Below are 16,070 nucleotides of genomic sequence, written 5' to 3' on the forward strand. Positions count from 1 at the left end.
AATCAAAGAGTATTAGTCACGGGTAAATCCAGTTGCACCCGTACGAGCGATATTTTTAATACCATATGGTCGAATCACTCGCAATAAAGCTTCACTCTTTTCAGCATTTCCCGTCATCTGGACGGTGATTGAACTTGGAGCCACATCTACTACCGTTGCACGGAAAGGTTGGATAATAGCCAAGATTTCTGCACGCTTCTCAGCAGGAGCAGATACTTTTACCAAGATAACTTCTCTTTCCAAGTGTGGTTTATCTGTGATATCTCGAATGCGAATCACATCAATCTGACGATTGAGCTGTTTAATGATTTGCTCTACTTCATCATGAGATGCTACATCAATAATGATGGTGATACGAGATACATTGGGGTTCTCTGTCGCACCAACTGAGATACTCTCAATATTGACTTGACGACGAGAAAGGACACCTGTAAAACGATTCAAAACTCCTGAACGGTTTTGCAATCTAGCTGTTAACATTCTACGCATGGAACTTCACCCCCAACATCTCATGATTGCTCTTACCAGCTGGTACCATCGGTAAGACCTGTTCCTTACGAGAAATATCCACCTCGATAAACATGGGCACATCCTCCAGAATGACTTCTAGATCCTTCTCTATCGTCTCTGGATTATCAAATTTATAGTTTTTGATACCGTAAGCCTGTGCCATCAGCTGGAAGTCAGGAAGTGTATCAAAGACTGACTCGGAAGTTCTACCCTCATAGAAGGATTCCTGCCACTGACGAACCATTCCTAGTGAGTGGTTATTCAACATGACAACCTTAATCGGCACCTTGTAGATGTTTAGGATTGCTAGCTCTTGGTTGGTCATTTGGAAACCACCATCGCCGACAAAAAGGATGACCTCTTTTTCTGGATTGGCAATCTTGGCTCCGATAGCTGCAGGAACGCCGAACCCCATGGTACCCAAACCACCTGAAGTGACTAACTGACGCTCATTTTGGTAAGGATAATACTGAGCTGTCCACATTTGGTGTTGCCCTACGTCTGTGACAACAATGGCATCTCCATTCGTCAACTCACCGATGCGTTCAATAACGGCCTGCGGTTGAACCACACGTTCTTTCTTATCATAAGAACGAACTCGATTCTTGTCCTTGGTAACTTTTTCAATCCACTTTTCAGTATTGTTATGAACAGTTGGTTCTGCCAGTAGCATCTGCAAGGCTTTCTTAGCATCCCCCACCACAGGAATATCTGCACTGATAATCTTACCAATCTCAGCTGGGTCAACGTCGATATGGGCAACCTTAGCATTCTTCGCGAAGGTCTTAGGGTTCCCAGTCAAGCGGTCATCGAAACGGCAACCAATACTAATCATAAAGTCCGCTTCCGTCATTGCAATGTTGGCTGCGAAAGAACCGTGCATGCCTCCCATCCCTAGGAAGAGCGGATGACTCGTTGCAATGGTTCCTTGCCCTAAAAGACTAGTGACTACTGGAATTTGGTAACGTTCAGCAAATTCATTGAGCTCCTTAGAAGCTTCCGCATAGCTGATACCACCGCCTGCTAACAAAACAGGTTTCTTGGCTTTTGACAATTGCTTCAAGATTTTCTTGATTTGCATGTCATTCGGATCAAGCGTTGGTTGGTAACTTGGTAAATTAACTTCTGGTGAATAGATGAAATCTGTCTCTAGAGCTGATACATCCTTTGGTAAGTCAATCACAACTGGACCTGGTCGACCTGTCGTTGCGATATGGACAGCTTCCGTAATGATACGAGGAATATCTGCTGTCTCACGAACTTGGTAATTGTACTTGGTAATGGGCATGGTAATACCCACGATGTCCGCCTCCTGAAAGGCATCCTTTCCAATCCCAGCTCTTGCAACTTGACCTGTAAAGACTAAAAGGGGAACGCTATCGCTCATGGCATCTGCAATCCCTGTAATGGCATTTGTTGCTCCGGGTCCACTCGTGACGACGGCAACGCCCAACTTTCCAGTTGATTTGGCATATCCTTCAGCTTCGTGCAAACAACCTTGCTCATGGCGTCCTAAGATGTGGCGAATACCTTTAAAATTGTATATCGCATCATACAAAGGTAAGACTGCACCACCAGGATAACCAAAAATAGTATCAATCCCTAAGTCCCGAAGTGTTTCCAAAACTAGGTCCGACCCCGTCTTAGGAGATTCTAAACTGATTTTCTCCATTGTTCCCCTTTCTCTTCTCTTAAAAAAATAGCTTGTTACTATCATACCATTTTTTCAAAAATTTTCAAGGCAAAAGAGTTAATTTTCTGAATTTTCTATCTAAAAGTGTATTTATGAATCTTTTCCTCATTTTTATTAACTTTTCTACGGAATTAGGAACCTTTATTTACTTTAATTTATCAAATTAGATTATTTTCTTTCTGGATAGAATTAGTATTTTTCTCACTTAGCGACCAAATTTGTATACTATATTCAGCAAAAATGAATAGTTAAAGACAAAAAGGAAGCCACTAAGTGACTTCCTTCTATAGTGAGGACTGATTAGTCTTCACCTTTGTTTTTCTTAATGATTTCTTCTTGTACTGACTTAGGTACATCTTCGTAGTGGTCAAATACCATCATGAATGTACCACGTCCTTGAGATGCTGAACGAAGAACTGTTGCGTAACCGAACATTTCAGCAAGTGGAACGTAAGCACGAACGATTTGGCTGTTACCGTGAGCTTCCATACCATCTACACGTCCACGACGAGCAGTTACGTGACCCATAACATCACCAAGGTTTTCTTCAGGAACAGTGATGGTTACAAGCATCATTGGCTCAAGGATAGCTGGTTGTGCTGACTTAGCAGCTTCTTTAAGAGCAAGTGAAGCCGCGATCTTGAAGGCAGTTTCAGATGAGTCGACATCGTGGTATGAACCATCGTAAAGTTTAGCTTTAACGTCAACCATTGGGTAACCTGCAAGAACACCGTTAGCCATAGATTCTACCAAACCTTTTTCAACCGCTGGGATAAATTCACGAGGAACCACACCACCGACGATTGCGTTTTCGAATTCGAATCCTTTACCTTCTTCGTTTGGAGTAAATTCAATCCATACATCACCGAATTGACCTTTACCACCAGACTGACGTTTGAAGAATCCACGTGCTTGAGTAGAAGCGCGGAATGTTTCACGGTAAGATACTTGAGGAGCACCTACGTTCGCTTCCACTTTGAACTCACGACGCATACGGTCAACAAGGACGTCCAAGTGAAGCTCACCCATACCTGAGATAACTGTTTCACCAGTTTCAACGTTTGTTTCAACGCGGAATGTTGGATCTTCTTCAGCCAATTTTTGAAGGGCGATACCCATCTTATCTTGGTCAGCTTTAGATTTTGGCTCAACCATCAATTGGATAACTGGTTCTGGAACGTTGATTGATTCAAGGATGATTTTAGCTTTTTCATCTGTCAATGAGTCACCAGTTGTAGTATCTTTCAAACCAACGGCAGCAGCGATATCACCTGAGTAAACAGTGTCAATTTCTTGACGGCTGTTAGCGTGCATTTGAAGGATACGTCCGATACGTTCACGTTTACCTTTAGAAGTGTTCAATACGTAAGAACCTGATTGAAGAACACCTGAGTATACACGGAAGAATGTCAAACGACCTACGAATGGGTCAGTCATGATCTTGAAGGCAAGAGCTGCGAATGGCTCTTCGTCAGATGCTGGACGAGTTTCTTCTTCGTCTGTATCTGGGTTGATACCTTTGATCGCTGGGATGTCAAGTGGGCTTGGAAGGTAGTCGATAACCGCATCAAGCATCAATTGAACACCCTTGTTCTTGAAGGCAGAACCACACAATACTGGGAAGAATTCAACGTTGATAGTTGCTTTACGGATAGCAGCTTTCAATTCTTCGTTAGTGATTTCTTCACCTTCAAGGTATTTCATCATCAAGTCTTCATCAGTTTCAGCAACTGCTTCCACCAATTTTTCACGGTATTCTTGAGCTTGGTCAAGGTATTCAGCTGGAATATCTTCTTCAAGGATATCTGTACCAAGGTCGTTAGTATAGATTTCAGCTTTCATCTTGATCAAGTCGATGATACCGCGGAAGTCATCTTCAGCACCGATTGGCAATTGGATTGGGTGTGCGTTTGCTTGAAGACGGTCGTGAAGTGTGCTTACTGAGTAAAGGAAGTCAGCACCGATTTTGTCCATTTTGTTGGCAAATACGATACGTGGAACTCCGTACTCAGTTGCTTGACGCCAAACTGTTTCAGTTTGAGGCTCAACACCTGATTGTGAGTCAAGAACAGTAACCGCACCGTCCAATACACGAAGAGAACGTTGTACTTCGATTGTGAAGTCCACGTGTCCTGGTGTGTCGATGATGTTTACGCGGTGGTTATTCCATTGAGCTGTTGTCGCAGCAGATGTGATAGTGATACCACGTTCTTGCTCTTGCTCCATCCAGTCCATTTGTGACGCACCTTCGTGAGTTTCACCGATTTTGTGGATTTTACCAGTGTAGTAAAGAATACGCTCAGTAGTTGTTGTTTTACCGGCATCGACGTGAGCCATGATACCGATATTACGAGTTTTTTCAAGTGAAAATTCGCGTGCCATGAGGTTTGTTTCTCCTATTTATTTTTAATTTCTATTCTATTATAACACGATTTTAATAAAAACGGATAGGCAGGACCTACCCGTTCTCAATGTTTATCTTGTTTTTGTTGGTTTCAACTTGTATACAAGTTGAATTGAACTCAGGCTAAAGTTAATTAGCCTATTTGAGCCGGAACGGGATGCTGTGTGAAAAAGATAAACTTCCTTGTATTCGTCGAATACTGCGTCAGTTTCCTATTTTCACCTTGCATCCTTACCGTTCCTAGCATCATGATTTTACCAACGGAAGTGTGCGAAGGCACGGTTAGCTTCAGCCATACGGTGAGTGTCTTCACGTTTCTTAACTGCTGCACCAGTGTTGTTCGCAGCATCCAAGATCTCTTTTGCAAGACGGTCTTGCATTGTGTGTTCACCACGAAGGCGAGCGATTGTTACCAACCAACGAAGTCCAAGTGTTGTACGGCGTTCTGGACGAACTTCAACTGGGACTTGGTAGTTAGATCCACCAACACGACGTGCACGTACTTCAAGTACAGGCATGATGTTTTCCATAGCTGTTTCAAATACTTCAAGTGCATCGTTTCCAGTAGCTTCTTTGATTTGCTCAAAAGCACCGTAAACGATTGAAGCAGCTGTACCTCGTTTACCATCAAGCATAACGCGGTTGATAAGACGAGTAACTAGTTGTGAATTGTAAAGCGGATCTGGCAATACGTCACGTTTTGGAGCTCTATTTTTACGACTCATTTCTCTTTATCCCCTTTCCTTATGCTTTTGGACGTTTAGTACCGTATTTAGAACGGCCTTGTTTACGATCGTTAACACCTGCAGTATCAAGTGCACCACGGACGATATGGTAACGTACCCCTGGAAGGTCTTTTACACGTCCACCACGAAGAAGCACCACGCTGTGCTCTTGCAAGTTGTGTCCGATACCTGGGATGTAGGCAGTAACTTCGATAAGGTTGCTCAAACGTACACGAGCGAATTTACGAAGGGCAGAGTTAGGTTTTTTAGGTGTCATTGTTCCCACACGAGTTGCAACACCACGTTTTTGTGGTGAAGAAACGTTTGTTTGAACTTTTTTATGACTGTTGTAACCAACGTTCAAAGCTGGTGATTTAGATTTTTCTACTTTTGATTTACGCGGTTTGCGAACCAATTGGTTAATTGTAGGCATCTACATTCTCCTGTGTTTTTTTATTTTTGGTGATGATACACTTGGTGACAGCTACCATCTGTGTGTACTTTTGCAACATTTGTCAGCACGTCCCTGTACACTTTTGAGAGACCAAAAGTAAAAAGTACCGTCTATTATTGTAACACAATTTTTCCTTCATTGTCAAGATATTTTTCATTTTTATTCTGATCTTTTAACTCTTTGACACTAGTTTTCACCGCTTTTCTAAACCAGAAAAGGAGGCAATTTGCCTCCTCCTTTCTAGTATGGTTTTCCTTTGATTCAAGTTGTCATTTCGGAATTTTTTACCCCTTCTTATCAAAGCCAACCAGATTCTTTTGCAATGTTGGCTGCCTCTGTTCGATTACCAGCATCTAGTTTCGAAAGAATATTGGTGACATAGTTTCGGACGGTTCCATTTGATAGATAGAGTTGGTCTGCGATTTCTTGGTTAGATAAGCCCTGTGCGATTCCCTTTAAAACTGCGATTTCTTGCTCTGTTAACGGGTTAGGATGCGTCATCACCACTTCCATCAATTCAGGCGAATATTCCTTACGTCCTTCAAGAACAGTGTGCAAGGTTTGCATGAGGTCTGCAATGCTTCTTTCTTTTAAGACATAAGCATCCACTCCAGCCTTGACCGCACGTTCAAAATAGCCAGGGCGCTTGAAGGTCGTCACCACAACCACCTTTGTTTCTAACTTTTCTGCTCGTATCCACTCCAAGACTTCGAGGCCTGTCTTAACAGGCATTTCTACGTCAAGAATGGCGATATCTACGGGCTCCTTTTCTAAGAGTTGGATTGCTTCTTGGCCATCCTTGGCTTGTAGGACAGACTCTACATCTGGTTGAAAGGTAAGCAACTGGCACATAGCATCTCGCAACATACTTTGATCTTCTGCAACAAGTAGTTTCATCTTAGTTTCTCTCCTTATAAGGTAGCCGAACCTGCACTTCAGTCGGCTGTTTCTGACTGATCACTGTTACTTCTCCTGAAAAAGGAAGGACACGGTCCCGAACGGTATGGAGTTCATCTCCTTTTAGTGAAGCAAAGCCACAGCCATCATCTCTCACTGTTAGAATGAGTTCTTTCTCTGTCCGTTCTAATTTTAAGTAGGCTTTAGACGCTTTGGCGTGTTTGATGATATTGGTCACTAACTCAAGCAAAATCATGGAGGCTGTTGACTCTAATTCCTGAGTTAAGCTAGCTGTATCTAGTTGATTAGCTATTTCCACCTCAATTCCAGCAATTTCTAACATCTTTTTCAAAGTCTCTAGTTCTGATGTCAAAGTTCTAGACTTAAGATTTTCCACAATGGTTCGAACTTCACGCATTGATTCTTTGCTAATTTGCTGTATTTCTCTTAATTCCTTTTCCACCTGTGGATAAGCCTGCATCTGAAAAAGTTGGAGGGCAAGATCCGTCTTCACACTCAACATAGCAAATGTATGGCCTAGACTGTCATGGAGATCCTGACCGATACGATTGCGTTCATTTTCAGCCAAGAAAAGATTAAGCTTAGCATTTTGCTTTCTCTTTTCTTCTTTTATGTCCTCCGACAATCGAATTCGATAAAGACCAAAGGTCATTGCATCGGAAAAGATAAAGGTCACCAAGAAAAAGAGTAGCTGCCAGGGACTAACATGATTGACCATATAGATTCCGGTCAGAATGAACGGTTGCAGGACAATAAAACTGACAAAACGCCAAGAGTGAAAAGAAATCTCATCCAGCTCATAAATAAGGAGATTGGATAAATAAAAGATAAACCATGTGAAACCTGAACTTAGCCAAACAGATGTATAAAAAATGTAGACAAGCATGGACCACCATGCTAGCCACTGCACGGTGCGATTCTGACTGATTAAAACCGAATAGAAGGCAAGTACAAATAGTAGGGTCCATAGCAAGGTTAAAAGCGGGTAATCTCCAACGATGACACCCGCTATAGGAAAGATGATAAACACAATTGAAATATGAAACATATAATGAATGTTTTTAAATTTTTCCAACATAGATTTATTTTACCTCAATCCTTTTTTTCAGCTGGATTACCAGTACACCAAAGAAAACTGTATAGCCTAGCACAACCAAGGCAGAAAGAATATTAAATTCATGGTGTTCCAAATAAGTAGAGACGACCTGCATCAGTTGATAGGTTGGAGTCAGCTTTCCAATAGATTGGAGCCATTCTGGGAAGGAATCCAAGGGGAACCACAGTCCACCTAGAACAGCCAAAGCAATATAGGCAATATTTCCAACAACCGTCATCAGTTGAGCACTGGGTAGCAAGCTCACCAAGACCCCCATGCTGATAAAGACCACGCTTCCGATCAGCAAAATAGCACCAATTACCATCCAGTCAAGCCAAGGCAGAGTCACTCCACGGACAAAATGACCAACTGAAAAGACAACTGTAATTGATAACAAGAAAGTCAGTAGGGTACTGAACAGTTTTGATACATAATATTCTACCATAGATACGGGAGAATGTTGAATCAATTTTTGCCAGTTGTTTGTCTTATCAGACTCGAGTGTGCTTGGGATACTGAAAAAAGCACTTGACATGATACTAAAGAGCGTCATGGCAAAAAGATAGGCTTGAAGAGCAATTTCTGGAATATCTGACCCTGACATCATACCAGAAAAGATAAGGTAAAACACACTTGGAAGTCCGATGGATAGCAAGTAGTAGACTGCTTGCCGTTTCATCAGAATGATTTCCACTTTCATGAGACTTGTCATATTTTTCATCGTCAATCTCCTTTAGTCTTGAGTCGTTTCGAAGATACTGTCTAAGAGAGTTCGATTGCGAACTTCAATTTCTTCGATCATGCAGCCCTGTTCTTGCAAGACTTTCCATACCTGGCTGGCTTCTTTGGTTGTGAAGGAAAGAGCATTTTGCTTGATTTCAAGCCCTTGAATCTGGTCCAAAGTGCTGATAACTTCCTGATAAGTTAGTGGTACCGTAAAATGTTTTTCTTGTTCTTCACCACGCATGGCATAAGGTGTCGTATCCCGGATCAATTCACCCTTGTGGAGGACCAAAATGCGGTCAGCCGTATGTTCTACCTCTTCGATATAGTGAGAAGAGTAGACAATGGTGATACCATTTTTCTTTAACTGATTGACAATTTCCCAAAAATGCTGACGTGTCGAGGTATCCATGGCAGCAGTTGGTTCGTCCAAAAATAGAATTTTCGGACGACCTATTAGTGCCAACACGAAAGAGAACAAACGTTTTTGCCCACCAGACAACTTGCCCGCTAGCTGATTTTTCTGTTTGTCCGAAAATCTCAGCAAGTCATCAATTTCTTGATTCGAGAGACAGTTTGGATAGATTGATTGAAAGAAGGATAAGAGTTCTTTCACTTTCAAGTCTTGAACCACCGTATTTTCTTGAGGTAAGATAGAAATAAGCTGCTTTAATCGAGGATCTGTTGGTGCAAAGCCTTGAATAGCTATCTGACCTGAGCTCACGAACTTGTCGCCCAAGAGGCAATCAATCAAGGTCGTCTTACCTGCTCCGTTAGGTCCGATCAAGGCGACACATTCACCATCGTTGATTTCAAAGGAGATGTTCCGCAAGATCTCCTTGTCTTTTATTTTCTTACTCAATTTCTCAACTTTAATCACAGTCATGAGATTCTCCTTTCAACCACTTCATTCCCATAGGGAAAACGACGAAAATCATAAACCCAAAACCCCAAGCACCACGAATAAATTGGCGAAGCACGGTTTGGTCAAACCAACCAGTAAACATTTCCACTAACCATACCAAGAGTGACAGGCCGATAAAGAAATAGATGATTGCTTTTTTCATTCCTCAAACTCCTTTTTTACATCTCTGACTAATTTCAAACCTTCTCTGACAAGCCAAGACATCATTCCAAAGCCAGCAAAGAGCTCCCAAGGAAAATGATAGAAACCCTCGTCCAATCCTGAAAACATGAGATAGGTCATAACTCCTGCTGCTACTAAACTCACTGCGACAATCATTTTATTTTTCATTTTTTCTTCCTCCATTTCATACTTCAATTATAGTCCTTTGAAGTTAACTGAGCTAGATGCTTCTGTCACTAGGAAATATGACAAATGTCATAAAAAAGAACCGATTTCTCGGTTCTTAAAAATGATTAGTCTGATTCATCGTTTCGTTTCTTTTTACCTAGCAATCCAAGTGTCATGGCACCTGCTAGGGCTGTCAGAATTCCTAGATTTTTCAAACCATCTTCTTGACTTCCTGTATTTGGAAGTTGATTTTTTTCTACAGAGATGTTTTGGGTCAATTGATCTGGTTTCGAATCAGGTAATGAAAGTTCTTTTTTATCAGACGGCTTCACTTGCTCTGGAAGTTCTACTACTGTTGGAGTATAGAATCCTGAAATGATATTTCCATTACGGTCTTTACGGATCACTTTCACACCTTTGGCTTGTCCTACAAAGTCTGCCTCAGGGGTAAAGGTGACGGTGCCATCTGGTGAGATTACATAAGTTCCTTCACCTGGAACGACTTTTTCAGTTGTTCCATCTTCAAAGGTTGGCGGAACTGTCAGATCGACATCACCTGTAAAGTTTGGTTTACCAGTCTGAGTTTGACCTTTAAGACCTTCTGATGTCGCATCACTCACTTGTGTTTGTCCAAGGACAGTTGGTGTGTAGCGAGCAGTAACTACATTTCCATACACATCCAAACGTTTCACAACCAATCCTTTAGCTGTACCAACAAAGTCTGGTTCTGGAGTAAAGGTAATCTTACCATCTTTATCAATTGTATAGCTTCCTTCACCCGGAACAACCATAGTCGTGCTACCATCCTCAAATGTTGGTGGTACAGTCGAATCGATATGTCCTTCAAACACTGGTATTGCCACTTGTGGTTGGCCTTTTGCTCCTGTAGAAGCCGTGTCATGACCAGTAGATGGATCTACAACTGTTGGACGATAGCTTGCAGTAACTGGGGTGCCGTTCTTATCCTTGCGGACAATCGTTACGCCTGTTCCTTTTCCTACAAAATTAGCTTCTGGAGTGAAGGTCACTGTGCCATCTGGTGAGATTATATAAGTTCCTTCACCTGGAATCACTTTTTCAGTTGATCCATCTTCAAATGTTGCTGCCACAGTTTCATCGATTGGAACAAGCGGATTACCACCTTCAAATGTTGGCGTACCTGTTTGAACAAGACCCTTAATGTTAACTGAAGAAGTATCTTTACCAGTTGGAGTCACCTTAGTAAACTCTGGACTGTAAGTCGCAGTGACTGGGGTGCCATTCTTATCTACACGTTTGACTGTGACTGGAGTTGGGTTTCCAACAAACTGTTTGTCTGGTGTGAAAGTTATACTTCCATCTGATGCAATCGTGTAAGTTCCTTGACCTGGAATAGATTTCTCTTTGCTTCCATCTGCGAAGGTTGGCTCAACTGTTTCATCAATCGGAACCAGTGGGTCACCACCTTGGAAGGTTGGGGTGCCTGTTTGTGGAACACCTTGAGGACCTGTGCTGGTTACGTTAGTGCTAGTTGGGGTTACCTTAGTCACTGTTGGAGTATAAGTCGCAGTAACCTCTGTACCGTTCTTATCTACACGTTTCACTGTGACTGGAGTTGGTGTACCAACATATTGTTTTTCTGGAGTAAAGGTGATAGAACCATCTGGATTGATGCTGTATTCACCCACACCTGAAACGGTCTTCGTTGACTGTCCATCTTCGAAAGTCATTGGTTTCGTATCATCAATTGGAACCAATGGATTACCCTCTGTGAAGGTTGGGGTATCTTTTTGCGGTTGACCTTGGATACCTGTGCTGGTTGCGTTAGTGCTGGTTGGAACTACTTCTTTCACCACCGCTTGATACTTGACAGTAACAGGAGTTCCGTTGGCATCCACACGAGTCAATTCAAGCTCTGGTGTTTCGCCCTTGAATTGCTTATCTGGGGTGAAGGTTACCTTACCTTCTGCGTCTACTTCAAACTTACCAACATTTGGCACTTCTTTCACAGTTGTACCATTGTCAAATAGTGGAGTTGAATCAGTTGGGAATGGAACTGAGTCATGGCCTGGAGTGAAGGTCACTTTACCTTCTTGTACCTGACCTTGAAGTCCTTCTGTCTTATCACCTGAACCAGTCGGAGTTACTTTCTCAACAACTGGGGTATAGGTCGTTACAGCCGACTCTCCATTTTTATCCACCACTCCAACTTGAACTGGAGTTGCCGGACCATAGAAGGTTTTCAGTGGAGTAAAGACAATTGTTTTATTTACAAGATCTAAATCGTACGTCCCTTGGTCGGCAATGGTTAGCGAAGTTACCTTTTGTCCATTCTCATCATAAAGAAAGACACTACTTTGGACTAGTTCAACGGATTTCTTTGCTCCATTAATGGTTGTTGTCCCTTTTGTAAAGTGGACCTCGCTCTCGCTTGCTCTATCCTCATCAAATCGAATCGTTGCTGCTTGCTTCTGCCCTTGAAGGCCTTTAGATTTCGCTGCACTTGCTGAAGGGACAACTGGAAGTGGAACATAATACACCACCCGATACCAGGTAAATTCTTTTTCCAACTCTTCATCTCTAGGATCATCCGCGGTCAATAAATATTCATCGAGAGCTCCTTCTCCCGACATTGTGTTTGCATCAATATCCTCTCTTGGATAATAGCCAGGAATTTCAGGAGAAATCACTTGAGACCAAGTTTGGTCTGCAGACCAGGCTGAGTATGTCACACCAGCTGTCGCATCATTTGGTTGCCGTTTCGCCAAAACCTGGTCAATTCTCTTGGTTCGAGTAAACGAATGAGTCTCAACATGCTTTGGAGCAAGGAGTGATAAATCAGAATGGTTTGTTTTTTTGAGATATTCATAATCAATTTCACGAGTTCCACGAACAGTTTCGGTTAGTTCTGTAATCTTGTGTCTAAACTGAAACTTGAATTGTTTTGGACTAGTCGAGTCACCAAAGGTATGATCTGTAAAATCGTTACTGATCAGTTCATATCCTGCATCTTCCAATTCCTTAATTCGACGAGCAGGATCATAAGAAATTGGTCCATTAGGTTTGCCTACAACTGTGTCTACCTGTCCTAGTTGTACTTCCTTAGACGGATCGTTTATATCCACAAAGGTGAAACTTGCAGATGACAGTTTGGTAGACATTTGGATTGAAACATTATTGGACTCAGTGTACTTGGAACTGCCATTTGCCAGTGCCGAAGAAAGATAAGCCGTAGCACCTGGGGCAGTATCTTGCCCGATAACTGTTCCATCAATAGGAAACTGAATTCTACTTCCAGCAGCAACCGGAGCAGTCGAATGCCAACGAACTGCACGAATCTCTGACCAATCCGACACTTGATCTGCTGTGAGCCATTGTGAAGCATTAATTTCTGTAGCAGTGCCCGCAGTACGACTATATTGAACTTCCCAGCCTGAAGGTGGTGTTAAAGCTTTTTTCAAACTCACTGTAAATCCAGAACCACGATTTCTGGATTCTAGCTGTTTATCACCTTTCATCGGCAAGGATGACAAAACATAAACGTCTGAAACCGGCTGTTTAGAGGCGTTTTTATAGGTCACTCTGAAATCAATCTCATCACCAGGATAGTGCTCTTGGGTATTGTAGGCAAAGTGTTGATTTGTAGCTCTCTTCACTTCAGAGTAGACACCACTCGCTTCAGAAGCCTGTACGATCACATCGAAGTCATAAGAAACCGAATTTTTCGAGGTAACTGTAATGCCGTCGAGCTCCCCTAAGTCGTAACCATTCTGAGCTTGAACGTCAGGAAGTTCCTCATCCCAGAAAGCAATCGCTTTATAGGTATAGATCCCATTTGGAATTGTCTTGTTTTCCAACTTCAAAAGTGTTGGAGGCATAGGGGAGTCTGGAGTCCCCTTTACTTGGGCATAGTAGAGAGTTTTCCCAGTATCTTTGTAATTATAATAAACCTTAAAATTAGGGTTTCCACTAAAGTTTAATTGTGGATCAGCCAAATAAGCCAGATGGTAAACTCCCGTCAAGTTTGCGAAGTTCTGAGTAGGGGTGTCTTTACCCGCAGTCCTTGTGATAAAATCTTGCTTAAAACCAGAAGCATCTGTATGTCGATTAAAAACATCTGTTCGGGCTCGCCCAATCATTGAAATTTGCTGGCTAACGCGTGTTAATTCGGCTGAGGCCGTTTGAAAGAAGGAAACAGTGTTTCCAGTATTCTTAAAAGTGAAATCCGTTCTAGAATCCAACTTACTAATCGTCGAATCTTTATAGAGACTTTCCCAATTATTAAAACGCGTTTTTGTCTGGAAAAAAAATGCCGAAGTATCATTTGTTGAAGACTTCCTCATCTTGATATTTTTAAACTTGTACTCCAGTTCCTTCACATCTTGCTCTTCCGTCAATCGTAGACTACGGGTATTACTATTAAAAGTCCCTAACAACTCACCTGTAGCTTTATTGTATACTTCTACGGATGCATCCGGCGAAGAGAAAAATTCATTCCAATAACGCTCCTCAATCGCGTTTACTTCTCGATAAGACTCTCGTGGGTTCTGTATTTTATGAGTAACAGTATAGTCATTAATAAGATAATCTTTTTCAACCTCTGCGACTGATGAAAGTCGAACATTAGAACGGTATTCTGTTTCACCATAGGAACGAATTATCTCCGAGTCAGACTGATTATAGTGTCTAAATTCAAAGAGAGAAGACTCTGGCTGGTCAGTTTTTTGAACAAAGAGAGTATAGGGAAGAACAGCCGTATTTTGATAACTAGTCCCATCTGCTTTTGTATAGATACCTGTCACAGTAAGGTTTTGCGCTTTTCTATTGATATCTGCTACTTTGGCATTCTTTAACTTGAAAGAAATTGGAATGAGCTTATTTTTATTGTTATTGATATCTTGAAGCGGATTGTTAGCTCTGTTAATGGTCAGATGGTAACCCGTCGCATCGGCAGTCCATCCCAAAGCTTTGGCTTCATCTGTCAACTCATAACCTTCTTTTAACTCTATATTATAGGTATAAGATGTGACAGGATCAATGATATTCCCCCCGACATCACTAATACCCATACCATTGATCATACGACCATCAAAGACACCATTTCCATAGTTGAAGTAATCATTGCGAGCCGTATTATTCTTAGGATCTTTCGCGCCATTAAATAAGTAGAAGGACACACGAGACGAATTCTCGTCAACGATACCATCATTGTTTCGATCGTAGCCAATGACCTGATTGTTAGACATTGGTGTCAGACCACCAACACCGTTTTCTAAGACTTTCCACGTGTGTTCAATGCTTCCAAGTTCTTTAAGGACATTGTCATTTTTGTCATAGAGCTTAGCAGTGGCGGTCACCTTATGGTCTGGCCCAATGGCTTGGACAGCACCTCCCCAGTTATGTGTCAGAGGATCTATCTGAAAAGTATAGACGAAGTTATAGTTTGCTCCACCTCTCAGATTCGCAGGTTCTATCTTTAAATCAAGATCCCCATTCGTTTTTTCTTGGCTAAACTTTACACCACCGACTGGAGAAGGGGTCAATTTAATAGCCTTCCCATTTTGGAAATGAATTTTGATATACCCACCAGAATAGTCTGCTTCGTGTCCAGTAATACTAAAAGTCAAGGATTCACGGACACTATCTACCGCATGGATATCCTTAATTGGCGAATGAGTTTTAAATGCTGCATTGACTTCATCTAGCGATCTCTTGCGTCTTGAAGAAGTTTTCCCACTAGAACTGCCTTCTTCCTGGCTTTTCTGCTCAGTTTGAGTTGATTCTAGAGATTGCTTTTTCCCCTCATCTAAAGAAGGCTGACTCGCTTCCTTCGTATTGTCAACTTGAGAAACTGGTTGGCTCTGAGCGACTGGTGTAGATACTTCTGTTTTGGACGGTTCAGCTTTATCCTCCAGCTCCTTAACCGCTTCGTTCTGTGTTACCTCTTTTTGAGGCTCAGAAATGACTTCCTGCCCATTCTCAGAACTTTTTTCCTTCTGTTGAATTTCCGCCTGCGTTTGTTGTTCCTTATTGTTGACTTGAGCTTCATCCGCTTGCACTGGAGAAGTAGCCATCACTATAAAGGTTCCTAGCAATACCGAACAGGTCCCTACACTTAACTTTCTAATTGAAAAGCGGGAAAAAGATTGATTAAAAATTTTTTTCTTCATCATTTCTCCTTTATATTCATATTTAATCTAACATAACAGCTTTATCATTATAACTTATAGTAAATAGAATTTCCAATAGAATGTTCATTTCTACAGAAATTTCTTTATGACTCCTTTTACATAGAAAAAGGAAGCTGAAAAAC

The 16,070-nt window shown here is 41.8% G+C and carries 12 protein-coding genes; all 12 read right to left on the reverse strand.

Annotated elements, in window-relative coordinates; all coding sequences use genetic code 11:
• Window positions 1-12: 12 nt before the first annotated feature.
• Window positions 13-489 (reverse strand): acetolactate synthase small subunit, encoded by a 477-nt coding sequence (gene ilvN / locus TZ92_RS00330; protein ID WP_033630366.1) that lies wholly within the window; start codon window positions 487-489, stop codon window positions 13-15.
• Entirely contained in the window at window positions 482-2,182 is a 1,701-nt protein-coding gene (locus TZ92_RS00335) for an acetolactate synthase large subunit (RefSeq protein WP_000411745.1), read from the reverse strand. Before TZ92_RS00335 ends, ilvN begins: the two co-directional genes overlap by 8 nt.
• Before the next feature lie 321 nt (window positions 2,183-2,503).
• Window positions 2,504-4,585 (reverse strand): elongation factor G, encoded by a 2,082-nt coding sequence (fusA, locus tag TZ92_RS00340; RefSeq protein ID WP_000090339.1) that lies wholly within the window; start codon window positions 4,583-4,585, stop codon window positions 2,504-2,506.
• Between the two features lie 276 nt (window positions 4,586-4,861).
• Entirely contained in the window at window positions 4,862-5,332 is a 471-nt protein-coding gene (gene rpsG / locus TZ92_RS00345; protein WP_000087873.1) for a 30S ribosomal protein S7, read from the reverse strand.
• 19 nt (window positions 5,333-5,351) lie between these two features.
• Complete coding sequence (gene rpsL / locus TZ92_RS00350; RefSeq protein ID WP_001142332.1) at window positions 5,352-5,765, reverse strand: 30S ribosomal protein S12; 414 nt, start codon at window positions 5,763-5,765, stop codon at window positions 5,352-5,354.
• A gap of 318 nt (window positions 5,766-6,083) precedes the next feature.
• Window positions 6,084-6,683, reverse strand: coding sequence for a response regulator transcription factor (locus tag TZ92_RS00355; RefSeq protein WP_000772063.1), 600 nt, complete (start codon window positions 6,681-6,683; stop codon window positions 6,084-6,086).
• A 1-nt stretch (window position 6,684) separates the two neighbouring features.
• Window positions 6,685-7,782, reverse strand: coding sequence for a sensor histidine kinase (locus tag TZ92_RS00360; protein WP_033630367.1), 1,098 nt, complete (start codon window positions 7,780-7,782; stop codon window positions 6,685-6,687).
• A gap of 4 nt (window positions 7,783-7,786) precedes the next feature.
• The gene (locus TZ92_RS00365; RefSeq protein WP_000794227.1) at window positions 7,787-8,521 is read right to left on the reverse strand and encodes an ABC transporter permease; all 735 of its coding nucleotides are present in this window, start codon (window positions 8,519-8,521) and stop codon (window positions 7,787-7,789) included.
• A gap of 12 nt (window positions 8,522-8,533) precedes the next feature.
• Entirely contained in the window at window positions 8,534-9,409 is an 876-nt protein-coding gene (locus TZ92_RS00370; protein ID WP_000216045.1) for an ABC transporter ATP-binding protein, read from the reverse strand.
• The gene (locus TZ92_RS00375) at window positions 9,396-9,590 is read right to left on the reverse strand and encodes a hypothetical protein (protein WP_000709167.1); all 195 of its coding nucleotides are present in this window, start codon (window positions 9,588-9,590) and stop codon (window positions 9,396-9,398) included. The genes TZ92_RS00370 and TZ92_RS00375 overlap by 14 nt, the downstream gene beginning before the upstream one ends.
• Entirely contained in the window at window positions 9,587-9,793 is a 207-nt protein-coding gene (locus tag TZ92_RS00380; RefSeq protein ID WP_000390738.1) for a hypothetical protein, read from the reverse strand. The genes TZ92_RS00375 and TZ92_RS00380 overlap by 4 nt, the downstream gene beginning before the upstream one ends.
• Before the next feature lie 110 nt (window positions 9,794-9,903).
• The gene (locus TZ92_RS10340; protein WP_033630368.1) at window positions 9,904-15,930 is read right to left on the reverse strand and encodes a YSIRK-type signal peptide-containing protein; all 6,027 of its coding nucleotides are present in this window, start codon (window positions 15,928-15,930) and stop codon (window positions 9,904-9,906) included.
• Window positions 15,931-16,070: the final 140 nt, after the last annotated feature.

Origin of the sequence: Streptococcus oralis subsp. oralis, from assembly GCF_000960035.1 — a bacterium.
Taxonomy (GTDB): Bacteria; Bacillota; Bacilli; order Lactobacillales; family Streptococcaceae; genus Streptococcus; species Streptococcus oralis_G.

Bases quoted from the DNA above. Each gene is read 5' to 3' on its own strand.
- ilvN (WP_033630366.1), bottom strand. From the start codon at position 489: ATGCGTAGAATGTTAACAGCTAGATTGCAAAACCGTTCAGGAGTTTTG.
- TZ92_RS00335 (WP_000411745.1), bottom strand. From the start codon at position 2,182: ATGGAGAAAATCAGTTTAGAATCTCCTAAGACGGGGTCGGACCTAGTT.
- fusA (WP_000090339.1), bottom strand. From the start codon at position 4,585: ATGGCACGCGAATTTTCACTTGAAAAAACTCGTAATATCGGTATCATG.
- rpsG (WP_000087873.1), bottom strand. From the start codon at position 5,332: ATGAGTCGTAAAAATAGAGCTCCAAAACGTGACGTATTGCCAGATCCG.
- rpsL (WP_001142332.1), bottom strand. From the start codon at position 5,765: ATGCCTACAATTAACCAATTGGTTCGCAAACCGCGTAAATCAAAAGTA.
- TZ92_RS00355 (WP_000772063.1), bottom strand. From the start codon at position 6,683: ATGAAACTACTTGTTGCAGAAGATCAAAGTATGTTGCGAGATGCTATG.
- TZ92_RS00360 (WP_033630367.1), bottom strand. From the start codon at position 7,782: ATGTTGGAAAAATTTAAAAACATTCATTATATGTTTCATATTTCAATT.
- TZ92_RS00365 (WP_000794227.1), bottom strand. From the start codon at position 8,521: ATGAAAAATATGACAAGTCTCATGAAAGTGGAAATCATTCTGATGAAA.
- TZ92_RS00370 (WP_000216045.1), bottom strand. From the start codon at position 9,409: ATGACTGTGATTAAAGTTGAGAAATTGAGTAAGAAAATAAAAGACAAG.
- TZ92_RS00375 (WP_000709167.1), bottom strand. From the start codon at position 9,590: ATGAAAAAAGCAATCATCTATTTCTTTATCGGCCTGTCACTCTTGGTA.
- TZ92_RS00380 (WP_000390738.1), bottom strand. From the start codon at position 9,793: ATGGAGGAAGAAAAAATGAAAAATAAAATGATTGTCGCAGTGAGTTTA.
- TZ92_RS10340 (WP_033630368.1), bottom strand. From the start codon at position 15,930: ATGATGAAGAAAAAAATTTTTAATCAATCTTTTTCCCGCTTTTCAATT.